The organism is Dyella sp. 01L423, from assembly GCF_056399945.1.
The window spans coordinates 896,626-913,449 of record NZ_JBFTSI010000002.1; the positions used below are offsets into that span (position 1 = coordinate 896,626).

The following is a 16,824-nucleotide window of genomic DNA, read 5'->3' on the forward strand; positions in this document are numbered from 1 at the left end:
AGCCAAGGGCATGCAAGCCCGGGCGGTTGTAGAGCGACGAGGGCGTGCGCGCAGGCGCGCCGCACCCGCATGCACAGGCATGTTGACCACAGGCGCTACAGCAGCTCATCGCCCACCTCGCATGGTGAAAGTCATGCTGCCGTGATCCGGATGGCCCGGATCATTGTCCACTTGTGCGATTTCCATGCTCGCCATGTGCAGCTCGCCATCCGCGGGCGTGTCGCCGGACTGGCCGCCGTCCGCTCGCGCCAGGGTGATCAGCTCCACATGCGCCACGCCGGTGACCGCCTGCGCCTCTGCGATCAGTGCGCTTTCGAGTACCGCCCCGCCAAGCATCAGGCGATCCGGGTGGAAGAAGCCCGGCTGCCCGTCACTGCGAAGACCGGCACTGAAGCGATGGATGAGTTCCGCCTTGACATGCGCCAGCAGGAAGTCGGGCAGTACACAGACCGACAGTTCGACGATCAGCGGCACGTAGCGAGCACCGAGCACGGCCAGGTCGTGACCGATGCGGCGATAAGGCCACAATGCCCGCTTGATTCCGACCGCCCATGTAGGATCGAGGGCCTCCCTTCCCAGCGGATCGATCGCGACATCGGCCTCGAACCAACTGCCCGTCCAGGCCAGTTGACAGGCCGCGCCCTGCACGCCGGGCTGCTGATCGGCAAATTGCGCATAGTCGTCGGCGACGATTGCCCGCAGCGGTTTCGCACGGAACGCGCCCGGGGCGTATTGCTTCACTTCGCCCAAACTCTCTGGAGCCGCGCCACCTGTTGCCGCCAACGGGTTGCGCGGCTCCACACCAGACGGAGCCACGCCCGACTTCAGCGCGAGCCAGACGATGCTGTCCCGCCCGACATTGCCCGCTGGCCCGTTACCGACACGCACCAGCGCGCGGAAGAAATCGCCGGCGTCGGGTTGCCGCCCCAACACACCATCGCCGAAGCGCAAGTGAGCAGCGCCGTCGTCGTCCATCTCGACCACGTAGTGGCGATCATCCGGACCGCTTTCCAGCAGGTCTCCCTGCGCCTGCCACCGACAGGCATCCGCTGGCACGCCATCGACGAGCACATCGACCAGCGCGCCACCATAGACGCGCAACTGCGGCAACGCCTGGCGGGGGTCGCGCGCGAGCAATGTGCACACCGGGGCATGGGGGCCCGCTGGCAACGGTTCGGCCCAGGTCAGCGGCGAGCCTTGCAGGATGTGGCCAGTGTCGTCCGGTGGCTGGGTCACGTCCTGCACGGCATTCTCGCAGGCGCAACAGCTGTAACGCATGGTGCCGGGAACCAGCCAGCAGTCTTCGGCCAGGGTGCCGCAACGCGTGCATGCATCCGGTACGGCGGCCAGCGCAGCGTCCAGGCCGGGATAGATCGTGTCCTCGGCGCTGCCGGGCGGCGCGCATAGCGCAGAGCACTGGCATTGCCCTGGCGCATGGTCACCGTGATCCACCAGCAGGACATTGCCTCGCGCCCGGCTGACGTCGTAAATCCAGCCGCAATCGGGCGCCGGCTTGCGCGCGGACAGGCACAGGTCGAAGGGCAAGGCATCGCAAGGGTCCCAACTCACCTGCAATAGCAAGGTGCCGTCGAGCGGATCCATCCGTTCCTGGACCGCGGTCAAACGCACGGCATGACGATGCAGCGGATTGGCATCGTCTTCATTGCCGGTGGCCGGGCCCAGTATTTCTTCGAGGATCAGCAGATCGCCTGTTCGCAACTTCAGTGCGCGCTGCGGCGCCGCGACCATCGCGGCATTTTTTTGATCGCTGGGTGCCGCAGCCGCCGCGACCGCCGCCGGCTGCCCATCGGACGGTGTTGCACCGGCTGCTGTCGGTGGCGCGGCCTCTGAAGGAGGAGGCGCGGGTACGCTGGCGGCTGGTGGCAGTGCCGGCAGCGGTGATGGCGTCAAGGCTGCATCGATCAGCACCGCCTGCGTACTTCCCTTCGGCAGACAGCAGAGCTCGCCACCCCAGGTATAAAAGCGGATGTCACTTTGCGCCGCCACAACGGTGATGGTGTCCGCGCCATCCAGGGCCATCGGCTCGAACACCATCGCGCCAGCGGCCCGGGCGTCGGCCAGTTGCGCCGCATCGATGGCGCCTGGCGTGACTGTGCCCTGCCCTGGCGGCGGGGCGAGCAGCAACAGATTGTCCAGCGCCAGTGATACCTCGCCGGCCGCAAGCTTCAGCGCCACCAAGGCCCTGGCGTTGCAGCCCTCGTGCATCCGGTAATCCACCAGGCGCGCGTGACGCCGCACCGAAATGCGACGCCTGGCGGTTTGCAGATAAGCCTCGGTCGCCACGGCATCCTGGTAGTAACACAGGTAGTCGGCGACGTACGCCATCACCTCGATCATCGCGATGCCGATATCGGGCACATGACGCTCCTGCCATGCCGGCACATTCAGCGCCATGCGATCCAGGAACAATTGCCGGAAACTCTGGTAGTCGCGTGCGAGATAGTTGATCTCGGGCCATGGTGCCGGCGGTTTCACGCAGGGCGTCTCAGCGGCGCAATCGAGATCGCGGCCGCAGGCGAGGCGAAAGCGCAGCTCCGCGCACGCATAGCGTGGATCGAAGTCGGGATAGGCGATCCAGCTTGAGGCGTCCGCATCTGACGCCGCATCGACCAGGCACAAGCAATACGGACTGAAATCGCCCTCCCGATCCAGCACGACGCGCAGGCACACATCGTCGTGCATGTCGGGTTCGCGTTCCTCGCTGACGCTCAAGGCGCGCAGGCCGACGATGCGATCGCCCCCGCTCACGCGTACATTGGCAACGCCGATGCCCGCCGGCACGTCGCCGAACAGGTGCACGCAAAGGGTGACGCCGTCATCGCCGACTTCCACATAGTCGATGCCGTTCAAGGTTCCACCCAGGCGCACGCGCTCGCGCCGCGCATCGTCGGTGCACGATGGCAGCCATCGGCAGCCGATCGGGGCGCGGCCCTCGATGGATCGCGCGGCGTTCATGACGCGCTCCGGCTATAGGTGGCGCTGCGTGCATCGCCAGTGGCGAGCACCACATAGCTCAGATCGACAGTGAGCGTGGCATCCTCGCTGGTGACTTCAAGCGTGCTGACCGTGATCACGTCGCCCAGATAGCGCTGCAACGCCGCCTGCAGGGCAAACTGCAAGGCTGCCGCCACCTCGGGGCTATTCGGCGCAAACACCATCTGCAGCAGGCCGCTACCGAAGTCCGGGCGATTGACCCGTTCGCCGGGGCTGGTGAACAACAACTGCTCGATCATCTCCCTGACATGATCGTCATACACCGCGGTTGCCGTACGCCCATGGCTGTCGAAGTGATAAGGGAAGGCGATGTAGATCGGCATATCCATGACCGCCTCACATCGCGCTTGCGCGCGTCTGGCAGGCGACGACCAGCAGCGGCGTGCCGGAGGAAGCGCAGATCGCCTGGCTGTCCTGGCACAGCAGCGGCTGTCCGTTCGAGGTGACTCGCACTGCCGAGCTCACGAACTGCGCCGTCAGACAAGGTCCATTGGCGCCCGGCGGTGGTGGCAGCACACACCCGGCGATCATCCACGGGCCCGGCATCGCCACGGTCGGCTGCCCGCTTACCAGAACTCGTGGATTGGGCACCGTTGGCTGCGCCTGCCCGGCATGCGAGCAAAGTACGCTGGCGCCAACATGAAGCAGAAAGCCGGGCATCACGCATCTCTCCTAGGTGACGACGAGCGCGCCGTTGTTGATGGTGACGGTGGGGCCAGTCAACACGATGGAGGCGCCCTTGCCGTTGGAAATAGTGATGCCGATGTCGTTCACGACGATCATTGCGCCGGTCGTGCTGGTCAGCATGATGCCGCCGGTGGGACCGGGCAGATCGCTGATGGCAAGGATGTTCTGCAGCGCCGATGCCAGCACGATGCTGGGGCTCGCTGGATTTCCTGCCAGCGCCAGCGCAGGCACCTCCGCCGCACTGCCCCAGAAGCCGCCCGTCCACACGGGGAAATCCGGATCACCCTGTTCGAACTCGATCCACACGCCCGCGCCGATCTGCGGGACCACAAACGTACCGCTTGCCTTGCCGGCGATCGGCACACAGGGCATCGCCCAGCTCGACGGCAGCAGGCCGGAGACATCGGGCACCATGACCTGGATACGCGCCATCTGCTCCGGATCGACGTTCTGCAGCACCGTGCCCCGGTATTTGCCGTAGTACTTGGTCATGGCGGCACCAGCGGCAAGGTAGAGATGAGCCCTTTGCGCGATAAGGTGAAACTCTGTTTGTACTCGCCGCGCTTGATCGTGTGACGCACTTCGCTCACGTAGTGCAGGCCGTCGAACGCCGGGCCGACACCGCGCACGCCCACCAGCTGGCGCGACTTGAGCACGCGCCCGTAGCGCGTCACGTCAAGCGTGCCCAGGCCCGTCACGGTATCGCCCGACTTCGCCGCCTCCGCCATGCCGAGCAGGAGTGCTCGCACCGGGGAGTACTTGGCAGTCTCGGGCAGTGGGCGCGTTTTCTGTGGCGGAGGGTCGATCAGGCCCAGCGGCGGATTGAGGGGGCCCACGTCCGGGATCGGCAACGGGATTGGAACCTTGGTCTGCAGATTCTGCAGATAGACAATCGGCAGCGTGCGCGCATTGCCGTCATAACTGAAACTGAGGCTCTCGACATTGCTGATCGCGTCCATATCGCCGTTGAGCGCGGGCTGCGGCACGCCCACCTTGATCTTCGGACCCCAGTACGCGGTGGTCATGCCCGGTGCCGGGCCCGGGTCGAGATAGAACACATAGCCCACGCGTGATGCCAGCAGGCGGATGTATTCCAGGTCGGTGCCTTGCTGCGTCGGGATGTGCTCGGTAGGAATGGGCACATCGATGGCGACGCTTGGTATCACCAGCGGCACGATGCCAAGGAACGCGTACTTGGCCAGCAACAGCACCACGATGGCCTCGGCGGGCATGGCCGGGTACGGCAAGCCATCCAGTCCAGAGAACTCCAGCTTCTGCATGACCGTGGTGAGGTCGTCGCCGCTCACCTGCAGCTTGGCGTGGCGCTGATCCGCGCCAGGCATCACCTGAGTCTTGGTGACCACGCCGTCGATCAATACCTGTGGCATGCCGTTGACGGTCACCACCACGATCACGCGCAACAGCGGCACCACGCCGCCACCGCTGAGCAGGAACAAGGTATGCAGCGGCGACTGCACGCTGAGGGTGAATTCCAGAGTGAACGCACCGGCGGCCTCATCGGGCTGCACGACTTCGATCTGAGTGAGCGCATCGAGCACGAGCTGCGGCACCGGCACCGGTACCACCGGTCCGACCAGCAAGGTCAGGTGCACGCCCTTAAGCATGAGGCACTCCCGGAATGCCTTCGGGCAAGGTGATGGCAAGGCGCCGCCCGATGGTTTCAGTCAGCTCGTCCGGCCGCAACGCGCGGTTTGCATCGCACAGCCGCCAGAACTGTTCGGGATCGCCCAGGTAGCGAGCCGCGATATTGTCCAGTCGCTCGCCCTGCACCACGCGATGCCACTGCAACAGTGAAAACTTCTCAGGCGCCGGAACAAAGCGGCGCTTCAGATACGTCACCGGCGTACCGTCTGCGCGGACAAACGTGCCCGTTGGCGTCAGTGCGTAACGACTGGTTGCTGGAAAGTTCGCAGCCATAAGTCCATCCGTCCTCCGCTCGCGTGGGAACTACCGGATACACCGCCACCCGCATCCACTTGACCAACCAAAACTCCTCAGACCCCCAAGCGCCCTTCCTTTATGGCACCCCGGTCAAACCCAGCGCCGACAACTGTCCCGCCGCCATACCGGCCAGCCGCTCCTTTTGCTGCAGATAACTCATGAACAAGCCTTCCGCCTTGTGGCCCGTGGGTACGTCGTTCACCGACAACACGCGCATGCCAAGACTCACCTTGGCGCGAATCGGATTGAGCGACGTGTCGAACGCTTCTTCGGTAATGCTCAGCTCGGTCACCCTTACCGGCAGGATGCGCGACCGGCTCCAGACAAACAGCGCCAAGGGCGACTCCATCGGGATGATCTCCAGCGTGCCGATTTGTGCCAGCGTGTTGTTCAAGCTCAGCTGCGAACTGGTCGGATAGATCAACGTCTCCAGCGCAGCGAGCTGCGAAAAAATGCCCGACTGCGTCGTCGTGCTGTTCTGGTCTGGAAACTCCAGCTGGTCCGTCGCATCGATCTCCGCTTCAAGCTTGATCGTTTCCACTGGCGGCCCCTTGAGCCGCAACACCTCGGAACGATCGCCGCCATCGGCACTGATCGACTGCACCTGCAATGAGCGTGTGATCGAATCAGGGTTGTACTGCAGCGAGATCACCCGCAGCAGCGCCGAGCTGCCAGGATCGATCAGCACGATGCCGCCCTTGAGGATGCGAGGTGAGCCGGGGAAGCTGCTCATGGCTTGGTCGTCTCGACAATCGTCGACTGTGGAATGTTGAATGCCTTGCGGGCGGCATTGACGACTTTTTCGTCGCACGCGACCGGCGTCCGATTGACCTCCTCCTTCTTGTCGGGCTTGAAGTCCTGGGTGACCTTTTGCCCTTCCAGGGTGATTTCGGCGCGTCGCATCCATTCAAAGGCCTGATCGCGCTGAGCCCCAAAGGGCTGGGCTTTGAACGCTTCGCGCTCCTGGCCCTCTTTGGGAGCGGTTGCATCTGCAGTACTGCCGGCTTTTTCGCCGAGAAACTCCTGCACAGCCTGCTCCTCCATCTTCCTGCCCTTGGGTTCGGGCGTCTCCTTATGCTGCAGCGGAGGCAGTTCACCCATGCCTTCGATCTTGATTTCCGAGGCAATGCAGCTCGCACAGACATTGGGATTGCATACCCAGTGCATGGCGGCCTCGGCCCGCTTTTTCGAAAGCAAGTCGTTGCCCATGAAAGCGGGCGCGTGCTCCCGCCCCCTCGGCCCCTCCGGCGAGGTAAATCCGAGAATCGAACTGATGCGATAGCCCTGCTGGCACAGCGACTGGATATCGTCGGGCAAGTTGAATCCGCTGCGAATCGTGTCTTTCATATAGTCGAAGTAGACACGCCTAACTTGTGTATCCGGCCCTTTGATTTCAGGTTGCCCACGTTCGGCAGGCTTCCTGGTCACCTTGCTGCACTCGAAGGTGACGTAGTGGCGAACCGTATGGCAGTCCACCTTCTTGGTCTTGTCACCCCACGTTAGCGTCACACCAGCCCTCCAATCCTTTTGGCTTGGGTTGTAGCTGGCTTGGCCGCCGACACGACCTATCGGTGTATCGACTCCCGCGCTGCCACCGTAGGTCGGGTTACCCGACGAATCGACGGTAACGCTGGGCCCTATGTTCACGCTGAGGGTCTCATTCACGTCGACCTTGATGTTCAGGCCCGCCGTAAGCCGCGCGGTCTTGGTCGGATCCTTGCCCTGCAAGACGGCCTGAAAAGCCTTGGCGACAAGGTCTGGCACGCTGGCTGACGGGGTAATAGTGAGGCGCGTCGAACCCTTGCAGACGCTGATATCGATATAGACGTCTCGGGCATTGACCCCAGGGACTGCCTTGATCGTCGTCGTCGGCTCTGGCTTGTCGGTGGAGCTGGTCAAAGCCACATCGGTTTCGGAACCATCGGGGCAATTGACGACCTTTTGCATCTCGTCCGCGCCATTGCTGGCCGAGCATCCCGTCAGCTGGCGCCGCACAACGCCTCCTGACGATCTGGCAACCTCGACCCTATCCCCGCGCACCACCGCGTCGGCAGCATCGTCTGCTGCGCGCTCGGTGGAGTCGTTGGGGTGGCCAATTGCCAGTGACGCATGCATACCCGAGGCGCCCGGATCCTGCAGCGTGTGCGCCAGCTCATGCGCCAGCAGGTGGCGACCCGCCGGTGTGCCCGGCGCATATTGGTGATGATCGAACACAACGTGGCTGCCGGCCGCATAGGCGAGCGCGCCCACCGAGCGCGCGGACTGTGCGGCCTGGCTGTCGTCATGCACGCGAACATGGCTGAAGTCGCTGCCGAATCGGGGCTCCATCCAGCGGCGGGTATCGGCCTCCAGCGGGCGTCCAGGGGAGCCAATGACATCGTGCACAATCTGAGGTGCTTCCAACGGAGCGGCACGGTCCGACGCCTTGCGCCGCAGCTTCTTCTTTTCGCACTCACTGCATTCGCCGCCGCTCCCGGCGTGCTTGCCGCAGGAGGCGCACTTGCGTCGCAACAACAGGCCGCTGACGGCCTGCCGCGGAACCGGCCTTGCGTCCATCCGTGCCCCGCGCTCAGCCATGGCGCCCTCCGTTCACACCAGAGACGCCGCCACCGTGCACTGCAGGCGCAACTCCGAGTCCCTGCCCGACCGCAGCGGCGATGCGTGCGCCAATCCCATCGCGCACATGCGCTACCCCAGGCAGTGCGCAGGAAGGCAGTGACACCACGGTGCCGATCCCAGGCAACACGTGGGTAGCGCCAGGGGAAGACAGCTGGCGCTTCAACTCGCGCTCCAGTTCCGCGCGCACCCTGCCCGCCCGTTCGCCGCCAAGCACGGCCTCATCCAGTACCAGGCGTTCAATGTGCAACACAATGCTCATCGCATCAGTCCTTCTCGAAGCCGAACTGCAGCAGACGCTGCTGCCGGAAGAACACGGTAAACAGCACCTTTTCGTAGGCCTGCCTCTTGGGGCCGGTGAACAACGCGGGCCGACCGGCGTAGCTGTTCAAGGTCCGATAGAGATGGCTCCGCAACCCCGCGACGTCGACTACATCGTCAGGCAACATCCCCAGGTCGACCGGCGGCCCCTTGCCGCTCCAGGAGGCGTACAGCAGGGCGTGACTGTTGTCGCTGATCTCGATGGGGTAATCGCCAAACGAGCCGTTGTCCTTGAACTGCTGCTGGTAAGCCGACTCGATGGTCGTTCGCACGGATTTCTCAGCCTCGCGCCGCTCTTTGGGCTTGCCGGTACGTTCCGCTTCAAACCTCCTCACAAAGCCACGCGCGGTGACCTCGATGTTGAAGGTGTCCGCCTTCGCACCAAACTTGATGCCGGCCAGCTGCAGCAGTCGCGTGAAATAGGTTTCCTCCTGGCGCGCTTCGATTTCGTGCCCCAGGTCTACATCCTTGCCGAACGTGGCAGGCGCCTTGCGCGCGATCAGCGCGGCCTCTTCGGCGCGATCCTGCCGTACGTGCGTGTACTCGTGCACCAGATCGACCACTTCCTTGGCAAGGTCGACATCCTTGGGCGGCTGCAAGTGCATCACGTCGTCGACCGATTCGTAACGCGCCGATTGCGACGTGCCGACCGGCTGATCGAAGCGGATCAGCAGGTGGCCGCCCTTGATGTCGCTCTCCAGATCACCGAGCAGCGTCTGTACTGCCTGCACATTGGGATTGGAACGCACCGCCCAGGCATCATCCTTGGGCGGCTGACCCTGCAGCAGCGCATCGATCTTGCTGCGCGCATCGGCGACGAAATCGCCAAGCTGGTTGGCAAAGGCCTGATCGTCTTTCTGTATCGACGGTCGTGGATCGGCAGCAGTAGCCACCTTGGGGCAAGGGTCCTTGGCCTTGATGGTCAGATCGTCCTCGTAGACGCGACTGACGCCGCTGCCCGGATCGTCCATGCGGATACGGCTGTGCAGGGTGCCGTCGTCGGCCAGGGAAAGATCGATCGGTTCGGGCAGTTGATGGTGGAGCGGCGCTCCCGCTCCCGCATAGGTTGGTCGTTGATCTTCGTACTGCCACGACTGACCCTGGCCGGCGGTGTTCAAGGTGAAATCAGCTCGTAGCTGCGGCACAGGGAACGGCCGCGGCCGAGGGCTATTGCTGTAATCCACGAAGAAGTCAAGCCGCTGCTGGAAAGCCAGGGGACCCTTGCCGCATTGAGGTCCCTGATAGACGGGCAAATCCTGCGACAGCCGTTGGTGCATAGCGCCGTCCTCCAAGAAGTAGGCGTGCTTGGGCGACGTCGGCTGCACGGGCGCGACTTCGAGATGGATGCTATCGGCCGTCCACCCAGTGGGGCCTCCCAGTACGTCTGCGGCGCTTGGTGCCGCCCATCCACGGGCCGAGACGCTACTGGCCAGGCGCGCGAGCCGCAGTCGCTCGTCGCTGTTCGAGCCGGCACCGATATAGCCATAGAAGCCTGCCAGCAGCTGCACTTCGCGTTCCGTGACGGGCAGTTTTGGCCACGACGGGCATACATGGAGATGCCCGGTGAAGTACCAATAGAAAGTCGCGTTGTCGCAACGGCCACCACCCTTGGGCTCGCACTCGAACGTGGTCGACTCCCTGAACTTCTTCTGGGCCTCGTCAAAAATGTCCAAGGCATTGTTGATCGCCTTTCTGTCGCGGCCGCCCAGCCACCCCTGCTCTTGTGCCACCAGCTCCGTTGGCAAGGTCGCCGGCGTCAACTTCGAGAACTTGGTCTGCGCGTTGCGATTGCTACGCTGCGTATGCGCCATGGCTTGCTTCAGCAGCTGTTTCCAGTCGTCAGGGCAATCCTCAAACTCATCCACCGGAGCATCGACGCCGGACCTTCCCTGCACCAGATGCCAAACCAGCAGCGCATAGGACTCCGCATTGGTCAGCGCCTCTGGCGGACTCATGGCCCGCACCTGGCGATCGCTGTGGTACGCGCGGTCCGTGATGTGGGTCACATTGGGCTGGATATGCGCCATCTCATGGATCAGCGTTTGCGTTTGGCCCGCCTCGCTGCCCTCGAAATAGTTGGAGCAGAACGTCACCGTCGGCGGCTTGCCTCCATGGGCAACCGCACCATTGGCGTGGCACGTGGGCGACCAGTCTCCGAAACAGTCGAGCCTGAACAACTCCCAGCGGCGAAAGTCGGCCCGAACCCCCTGCAGTACCGCAAAAACGTAGTCAATCACTTGCTCATCGAGGCTGAAGAAGTACTTGTTGAAGATATCGGCAACGCTCTTTTGCGCTGCGTCCTTGGGTGCCGCCTTGAGTGCGGCCAGCTTGCCCAAAGTTTGATCGAGCCAGTCGGCCCCACGCAGGTGGGCCGCATCGATCGCGTTGGCCTGGGTGGGATCGCAGGAGCCTTGGCGGGTACGCTGCTTGCCATCAGGGCCTTTCTCCGACCACGAGCGCAAACGCGCGACATCTTGCAGGAAGTCCTTGTTGGCTTTGACGTCGTCAGCGGGAAGCTGATCAAACAGGCGATCCGCAATGCCCTCGCGGTCCATGGCTGCGACAGTGTCTTTAAGATCCTGCTTGCTCAGCCCCTTCAGGATGCCAAGGACTTCGCGCGCTTCCTTGTCGGTAATCGCCCAGTCGAACACGCCGTAAGTCAGGTCGCTCTTGATGGTGGCGAAATCCTTGGAGACCTTGCGCATGAGTCGCGGCGGCGTCGGATCGACAGTGATCGGCGCGGGATCGGCGAGCGCATCCGCTGCCAGTCGGTCAGCTTCGCGTTCAGCGGGATCGGTGTCGCGGCCGATCCTGACCGAGTCGAAGCTGCTCGGCGGCACGGCACCCTGCTGCAACGTATGCACCAGCTCGTGGGCCAGCAACTCGCGTCCTTGCGATGTGTGCGGGGCATATTGCCGATCGCCAAATACGATGTGCGAACCCAGGGCATAGGCATGCGCACCGATCGCGCGCGCAGATATCGCAGCATGGTAATCGGAATGCACGCGTACGCCGCTCAAATCATGACCGAAGCGGAGCTCAAAGTCGGTGCGCACATCGGCTTGCAGCGGCTGTCCCGCCTGCCGCAAGGTCTGGCGGACCGAACCCGGCAGCGACCCGCCCTCGGTCGGCGCAGCGGCCCTGCGGAACAGCGTGCTGTGGGCGCGCGCACAATTTGCGCATTCGCCGCCGCCTATCGTGTGATTGCCGCAGGCACAGCGACGCTCCAGCTTGGCCGCCGGGCGCGACGACGCAGCCACGGGGCCGCTGGGTGCGACGACAGCGGCGGCGCGTTCGCTCATGGCTGGCCTCCGGCACTTTCCAGCCAGCGGAAGTCGGCTTCGTTGATGGGCTTGTCGAGCTTGCGAAATTCGGCGCGCGCGGCGTCGAGAACCAGTGGCATGTTGATCTGCACACCGGCGGTGGCGGCGGTGAACGCGGCGTTCAAGGCGATGCCCTGGATGCTTCCGCCAGTGAGTGCAAGGCGGGCTAGCCGATCGATGTCGAGCGTCCCCGCTGCCGCCTTGGCCGGAAACACCGAAGTCCAGATCGCCTTGCGCTCGGCTGCACCAGGGAAGGGAAAATTCACCACGAAGCGGATGCGCCGGAGGAAAGCGCTGTCGAGCGCGCTCTTCATATTGGTCGCGAGAATGGCCAGGCCGTGGAAAGACTCCAGTCGCTGCAACAGATAGTTCACTTCGATATTGGCGTAGCGATCGTGGCTGTCCTTGACCTCGCTGCGCCGGCCGAACAAGGCATCTGCCTCATCGAAGAAAAGGATCGCCCCGCCCTCTTCGGCGGCGTCGAACAGCTTGCGCAGATTCTTCTCGGTCTCGCCGATGTACTTGCTCACCACCGCCGACAAATCGATGCGATACAGCGACAGGCCCAGTTCGTTGGCGATCACCTCGGCGGCCATGGTCTTGCCGGTGCCGCTTTCGCCGGCGAACAGGGCGCTGATCGACAGGCCGCGATTCATGCGCTCGCGGAAACCCCAGTCGTCGTACACGGTGCTGCGCTGGGCCACCTGCTCGGCAATCTGGTGCAGCAGACTGAGCTCCGGCCCGGGCAGCTTGATGTCGTCCCAACAGGCCTTCGGCTCGATCCGCTGGGCAAGCTGATCGAGCGCTGGCCGCGTCCGCGCCAATGCGCCTTGCCACAGGGATTGGCTTAGCGCGCCGGTGTCTTGCGCGGTCGCGGCCAGCGCGGAGTGCGCGACCTGCTCGATCTTGCCGAGGTTGAAATCGAAGTGGCCGGCCAGTTGCTGCGGATGCTTGCCGGCCGCCTCGCCAAGCAGGCGTTGCCACAGGTTGCGCTGCTCGACCGGCGTGGGTTTGGCCACGTCGACGCTCAACGTGTGCATGGCGCCGCTGCTCCAGGGCTCGCGCGTGTCGATGAAGTTGAGACCGCCCGCACGCACCAGGAAGCGCCTCAGCGCTGCCGACGCATCGCCGCGCTCGGTGTCAGCGGCTTCCACATAAAGGGCGATCGGCAATAGCCGGCTTTCGCGCTGCCACAGACGCAGCAGGGTCTCTTGCTCGGCGATCGTGCCCGGCAGCAGGTCGGCCGACAATCGATACGGGCGCGCACCCAGCGCATTGGCCACCGCATAGGCAATGGCCTGCTTGCTGGCGCTGTCGCTGCCGACCAGTTGCACCGCCGGCAGCGCCTCGTTCGCCGGCACCTGATGCAGGTCATCGACGATGCGGTCGGCTACTGCCTGTTGCGAAGGCGGCAAGGCCTCCGGCGACAACGGCACGAGCAAGGGCGCCAGCCGGTCATCGAGATAATTCATGCCCTTGACGAAATTGACGATGCGCTCGTCGGCGCTCAACGCGGCGCCGATCAGCGGCTGCGGACCTGGCTGATGAATCTCCAGCAGGCGCCAGTAGCGCAGAGGCCGTTCGGGCGACAAGGCATCCCAGGCCGGCTCATCGAACACGACAAAGGCCAGCGCAAACGTAGGCCATGGTTTGCTCGCATCGTGCTGGGCCTGCGCGCACAGAGCAGGCATGCGCGTGTCGAGCTCCATGCCGACGCAGAGCAGTAGCAACTCGCGCTCGAAATCGCTCAGGCCCAGCCGCTGAGCCAACACCACCAGGGCGGGCACGGGCGCTTCGGCGGGGATGGCGTGGCCACCCCCATGGGACTCGGCGGACGCCGCTGCGGCACCGTCCTGACTGGGGCCATGCTCTGTCGCGCCAGTAGGCTGGGCGGACTGATCGACGGGCGCCGCTGCCGAAGGCGCCGGATGCATGCGCGCAGCGCGCGCGGCAAGCTTGCGGCTCAGCCAGGAAGCGTGCTTGCCATTGGACGCCGCAGCCGCCGTGGGTGGCGCACCGGTAACGGGCGCCGACGACGCGGCATGACTGCCACCACTATCCGCGTTCGCCGACTGCGAGGCGGCACGCTGCAAGCGATCCCGCAATCCCGCCAGCGCCGTGGCGAGATATTGGTCGTTGGCGGCCAGCCAGGTGGCGTGGTCGGTCATGACACTACCACCTGCTGATGATTGTCGAAGGCCGGCACGCTGCCGCTGAAGTCCACCGGAATGCTGTCCGCGCCATCCACGCGCAGCCGCACCGTATAGGTACCCTTGACCACGTTGGCCACGCTGAAACTGATCGACGTGGGTTGCTGCAGGTCGCCTGGATTGTTGATGCTCGATGGCGCCACTAGCTGGTCGCCGAACAACAGGAGCACGCGCTGCCCGTCGCGCACGCGCGGTAGGCAGTCAATGGTGAGGTTGATCGTGCCGGCCGAGGCGATCAGGGGGTTGACGCTGATCGCGGGCGCCAATGCCAGCGGCAGCTCGTTGCTCATGATCGCCGGCAACCCCGGTGGCTGCAGCAACAGCCCCACGGTGTATATCCCTGGCGCCCAGCGCGACGGCGCGTCCGGATCCTGCGACGGATCAGCAAGATGGATGCCCAGCGTTCCCGGCATGCTGCCCGGCACCGGCGTCATATCGACGGGTGCATCCAGGCGCAGGCTGCTGAAGCGAATCAAGGCATTCGCGGTGGTCAACTGGCTGCCGCTCAGTACGATGTCGTCGCCCAGTCGCGCGGCCGTTTGCTGATGTGGAAGTGCGAGGGCCGACAGTGCCGGCACGGCGGACACTGAGCTGAAAACGCCCTGATCCTGCGCGCCGCGCTTGAGCACCGGCAGGCTGGCCCGCGAGGGGGCCTGGCTGTCGATCAACACGACAGTCGCCTCGTAGGCCGACGAAACGCGATAGTTGGTCTGAAAGGCGGTCCACAGCTTGGACATCTCATCGATGTTTTGCGGCAGCGGGGTGAAACGAATGCGCTCGATCTGGTCGGCAAGATCGTTGTCGGGCAGCGCGTTGCGGACGTCATTGGCATCGAGCACCGGACGATCGTGCAAGGCGCTCATCGCGGCGGCGAGTACGCGGTGGTTCACCGCGTCGGCATCGCTTTCGCCACGCCCCCAAGCCGTAATGAGGTAGTGCAGATTCAGCGCCAGGGCTGGCTGCGCGGTTTCTCCGGGGCGTGTGCGGCCGGGCATGTCAAGATTCCGCCAGGCGGCGTTGAAAACCACCTGATAGAGGTACACGTTGAGCTGCGCTTTGCTGATGCCTTTGCGCGCGACATCCAGCGGCTGCGTGGTGACCTCCAGGTCGCTCAGGTCGCTGTCGAGCGCCGGCATCTGCGTCATCAGCAGGTTGCGCAACGTGCGCGTGGCGGCCGCAATGGCGAGCACATTGCTCATGGCGATGCCTTGCCGCGCTGACGCAGATAGTCATCCAGCGGACTGGGGCGCGGCGCATCCTGGCGCTGCGCGACCTTGGCTGGCGCCGGCGTGGCGCGCACCTCCAGCCGGCCGATGCTCACATGCACAACCGGTTCGTGCGATGTCGCTGGTTGCGCGCCCTGCCCGGCGTGCGCCCCATGGAAACGCCCCGCCACCGTGCTTGTCTGCGCAGGTGGCGTGCGAAACACCGATTGCGGCGGCGTCAGCAAGCTGCCCTCATCGGGCATGGTGCGTACCTCGGCCGCCGACCGCACTTCAAGCGGTTGTTCCCGTGGCACTCGCGTGGTCGGCACCGGCCGTTCGATCGGTGCAGGCACACGACGCGGAAGCGTCAGTCGCGGCTCATTCGGTTTCAAGACGCTGCTGCGCACGATCGGCGTCGCCGCGGCGGGCGAGCTATCGGCGTCATGCCGAACGGCTGAAGCTTGCTCCGGCATGGTCGCCGGGGGCGATGCCGCGGCCTCCCGCACGGGCGTGTTGGCAGAAAACACCGGAGTTCCCCGCGGCGTTGCCGCCAGATGTTCTATTGGCTTCCCCTGCGCCGCTGTCGGCGCCACACTCTCACTGAACTCTTCCGGCAAACCCGCCGGCGAGATTCGCTGCGGTTCGAACAACGATGGCAGCCGGGGCGACAGCGTCGACTCGCTACCCAGCGCACGTGCGGTCACCCTGTCGAAGAAATCCCTCACGGCACGCACTGCTCGAGATAGGCCTGGCGACGGCGTGGACTCATGGCGAGAATGTCCGCCTCGCTCCAGTGATACGTGCGCGCCAAGGTGTCGATGTCGCGCAGCAGCCGCAAAGCCCAGGCGTGCAGCTCCTGCCACAGAAAGCGCGCCACATCGAACATCGGCTCCCACTGCTGCTGGCAGTCGGGACAGGTGAACGCCAGCGACAGGTCGACTTGCGGATCGGCATCGGCCATCGCACAGGCCAGCGCAAGCTGCATATCGTCCGATAGCGACGCGGCCACGCTACCGGGGTCTTCGCCGGCGGCGTCGATCACACAGCGCTGGATAAGCAGGCGTCGTGCGCCAGCTGCATCTTCGCTCGCCTGCAACGCAAGCAGATCGCGACTATCGGGCAAGCGAAAGCGAATCGGCTCAGCGCGTCCACTGGCACGCAACTCCATGATCGATCCGTCTTCGGCATCCGGCGTCACCACGCCCATGGGGGCCGCCTGCCGCAAAGCGTCGACATCCAGATCGACCTCGGCGGCCGCCCCACACGCCGGGCAGCAGGCCACACCATGCATGGCGCGACCGAACAGACGCATGCGCAGGTCCAGGAGCAGCGCGTCGCGCCGCCCCAGCGGCAAGGCGAGCAACGATTCCACATCGAAATCATCGCAACTCGCATCGAGCATCCACACGCCGCGGGCAGCGGCGGAGGATTGCGCGCCCCGCTCCCACGCCTGCAACAGCTCGCTGGCCGATGGGGTGTGCATGG

Annotated in this window: 14 protein-coding genes; all 14 read right to left on the minus strand. The window is 64.6% G+C overall.

What is annotated here, in order from left to right:
- Window positions 1-105 precede the first annotated feature (105 nt).
- On the minus strand, window positions 106-2,976 hold the full coding sequence (locus AC1DMY_RS10615; protein WP_477164914.1) for a putative baseplate assembly protein: 2,871 nt from the start codon (window positions 2,974-2,976) through the stop codon (window positions 106-108).
- The gene (locus AC1DMY_RS10620; protein ID WP_477164915.1) at window positions 2,973-3,344 is read right to left on the minus strand and encodes a GPW/gp25 family protein; all 372 of its coding nucleotides are present in this window, start codon (window positions 3,342-3,344) and stop codon (window positions 2,973-2,975) included. The genes AC1DMY_RS10615 and AC1DMY_RS10620 overlap by 4 nt, the downstream gene beginning before the upstream one ends.
- A gap of 7 nt (window positions 3,345-3,351) precedes the next feature.
- Window positions 3,352-3,675, minus strand: coding sequence for a hypothetical protein (locus AC1DMY_RS10625; protein ID WP_477164916.1), 324 nt, complete (start codon window positions 3,673-3,675; stop codon window positions 3,352-3,354).
- A gap of 12 nt (window positions 3,676-3,687) precedes the next feature.
- Window positions 3,688-4,194, minus strand: coding sequence for a phage baseplate assembly protein V (locus AC1DMY_RS10630; RefSeq protein WP_477164917.1), 507 nt, complete (start codon window positions 4,192-4,194; stop codon window positions 3,688-3,690).
- A complete protein-coding gene (locus AC1DMY_RS10635) occupies window positions 4,191-5,327 on the minus strand; it encodes a hypothetical protein (RefSeq protein ID WP_477164918.1) in 1,137 nt (378 codons plus the stop codon). The genes AC1DMY_RS10630 and AC1DMY_RS10635 overlap by 4 nt, the downstream gene beginning before the upstream one ends.
- Window positions 5,320-5,640 carry a LysM peptidoglycan-binding domain-containing protein gene (locus AC1DMY_RS10640; RefSeq protein ID WP_121880070.1) on the minus strand — a complete coding sequence of 107 codons (321 nt, stop codon included), beginning with the start codon at window positions 5,638-5,640 and terminating at the stop codon, window positions 5,320-5,322. The genes AC1DMY_RS10635 and AC1DMY_RS10640 overlap by 8 nt, the downstream gene beginning before the upstream one ends.
- A gap of 100 nt (window positions 5,641-5,740) precedes the next feature.
- On the minus strand, window positions 5,741-6,397 hold the full coding sequence (locus AC1DMY_RS10645; protein WP_477164919.1) for a hypothetical protein: 657 nt from the start codon (window positions 6,395-6,397) through the stop codon (window positions 5,741-5,743).
- Window positions 6,394-8,241 carry an eCIS core domain-containing protein gene (locus tag AC1DMY_RS10650; protein ID WP_477164920.1) on the minus strand — a complete coding sequence of 616 codons (1,848 nt, stop codon included), beginning with the start codon at window positions 8,239-8,241 and terminating at the stop codon, window positions 6,394-6,396. The genes AC1DMY_RS10645 and AC1DMY_RS10650 overlap by 4 nt, the downstream gene beginning before the upstream one ends.
- A complete protein-coding gene (locus AC1DMY_RS10655; RefSeq protein WP_477164921.1) occupies window positions 8,234-8,542 on the minus strand; it encodes a hypothetical protein in 309 nt (102 codons plus the stop codon). Before AC1DMY_RS10655 ends, AC1DMY_RS10650 begins: the two co-directional genes overlap by 8 nt.
- Window positions 8,543-8,546: 4 nt before the next feature.
- Window positions 8,547-11,903, minus strand: coding sequence for an eCIS core domain-containing M35 family metalloendopeptidase (locus AC1DMY_RS10660; protein ID WP_477164922.1), 3,357 nt, complete (start codon window positions 11,901-11,903; stop codon window positions 8,547-8,549).
- Window positions 11,900-14,092 carry an ATP-binding protein gene (locus AC1DMY_RS10665; RefSeq protein WP_477164923.1) on the minus strand — a complete coding sequence of 731 codons (2,193 nt, stop codon included), beginning with the start codon at window positions 14,090-14,092 and terminating at the stop codon, window positions 11,900-11,902. The genes AC1DMY_RS10660 and AC1DMY_RS10665 overlap by 4 nt, the downstream gene beginning before the upstream one ends.
- Window positions 14,089-15,333 (minus strand): Pvc16 family protein, encoded by a 1,245-nt coding sequence (locus AC1DMY_RS10670; protein ID WP_477164924.1) that lies wholly within the window; start codon window positions 15,331-15,333, stop codon window positions 14,089-14,091. Before AC1DMY_RS10670 ends, AC1DMY_RS10665 begins: the two co-directional genes overlap by 4 nt.
- Complete coding sequence (locus AC1DMY_RS10675; protein WP_477164925.1) at window positions 15,330-16,064, minus strand: hypothetical protein; 735 nt, start codon at window positions 16,062-16,064, stop codon at window positions 15,330-15,332. The genes AC1DMY_RS10670 and AC1DMY_RS10675 overlap by 4 nt, the downstream gene beginning before the upstream one ends.
- Window positions 16,061-16,822, minus strand: a complete 762-nt coding sequence (locus AC1DMY_RS10680) for a T4 family baseplate hub assembly chaperone (protein ID WP_477164926.1) — start codon at window positions 16,820-16,822, stop codon at window positions 16,061-16,063. The genes AC1DMY_RS10675 and AC1DMY_RS10680 overlap by 4 nt, the downstream gene beginning before the upstream one ends.
- Window positions 16,823-16,824 lie beyond the last annotated feature (2 nt).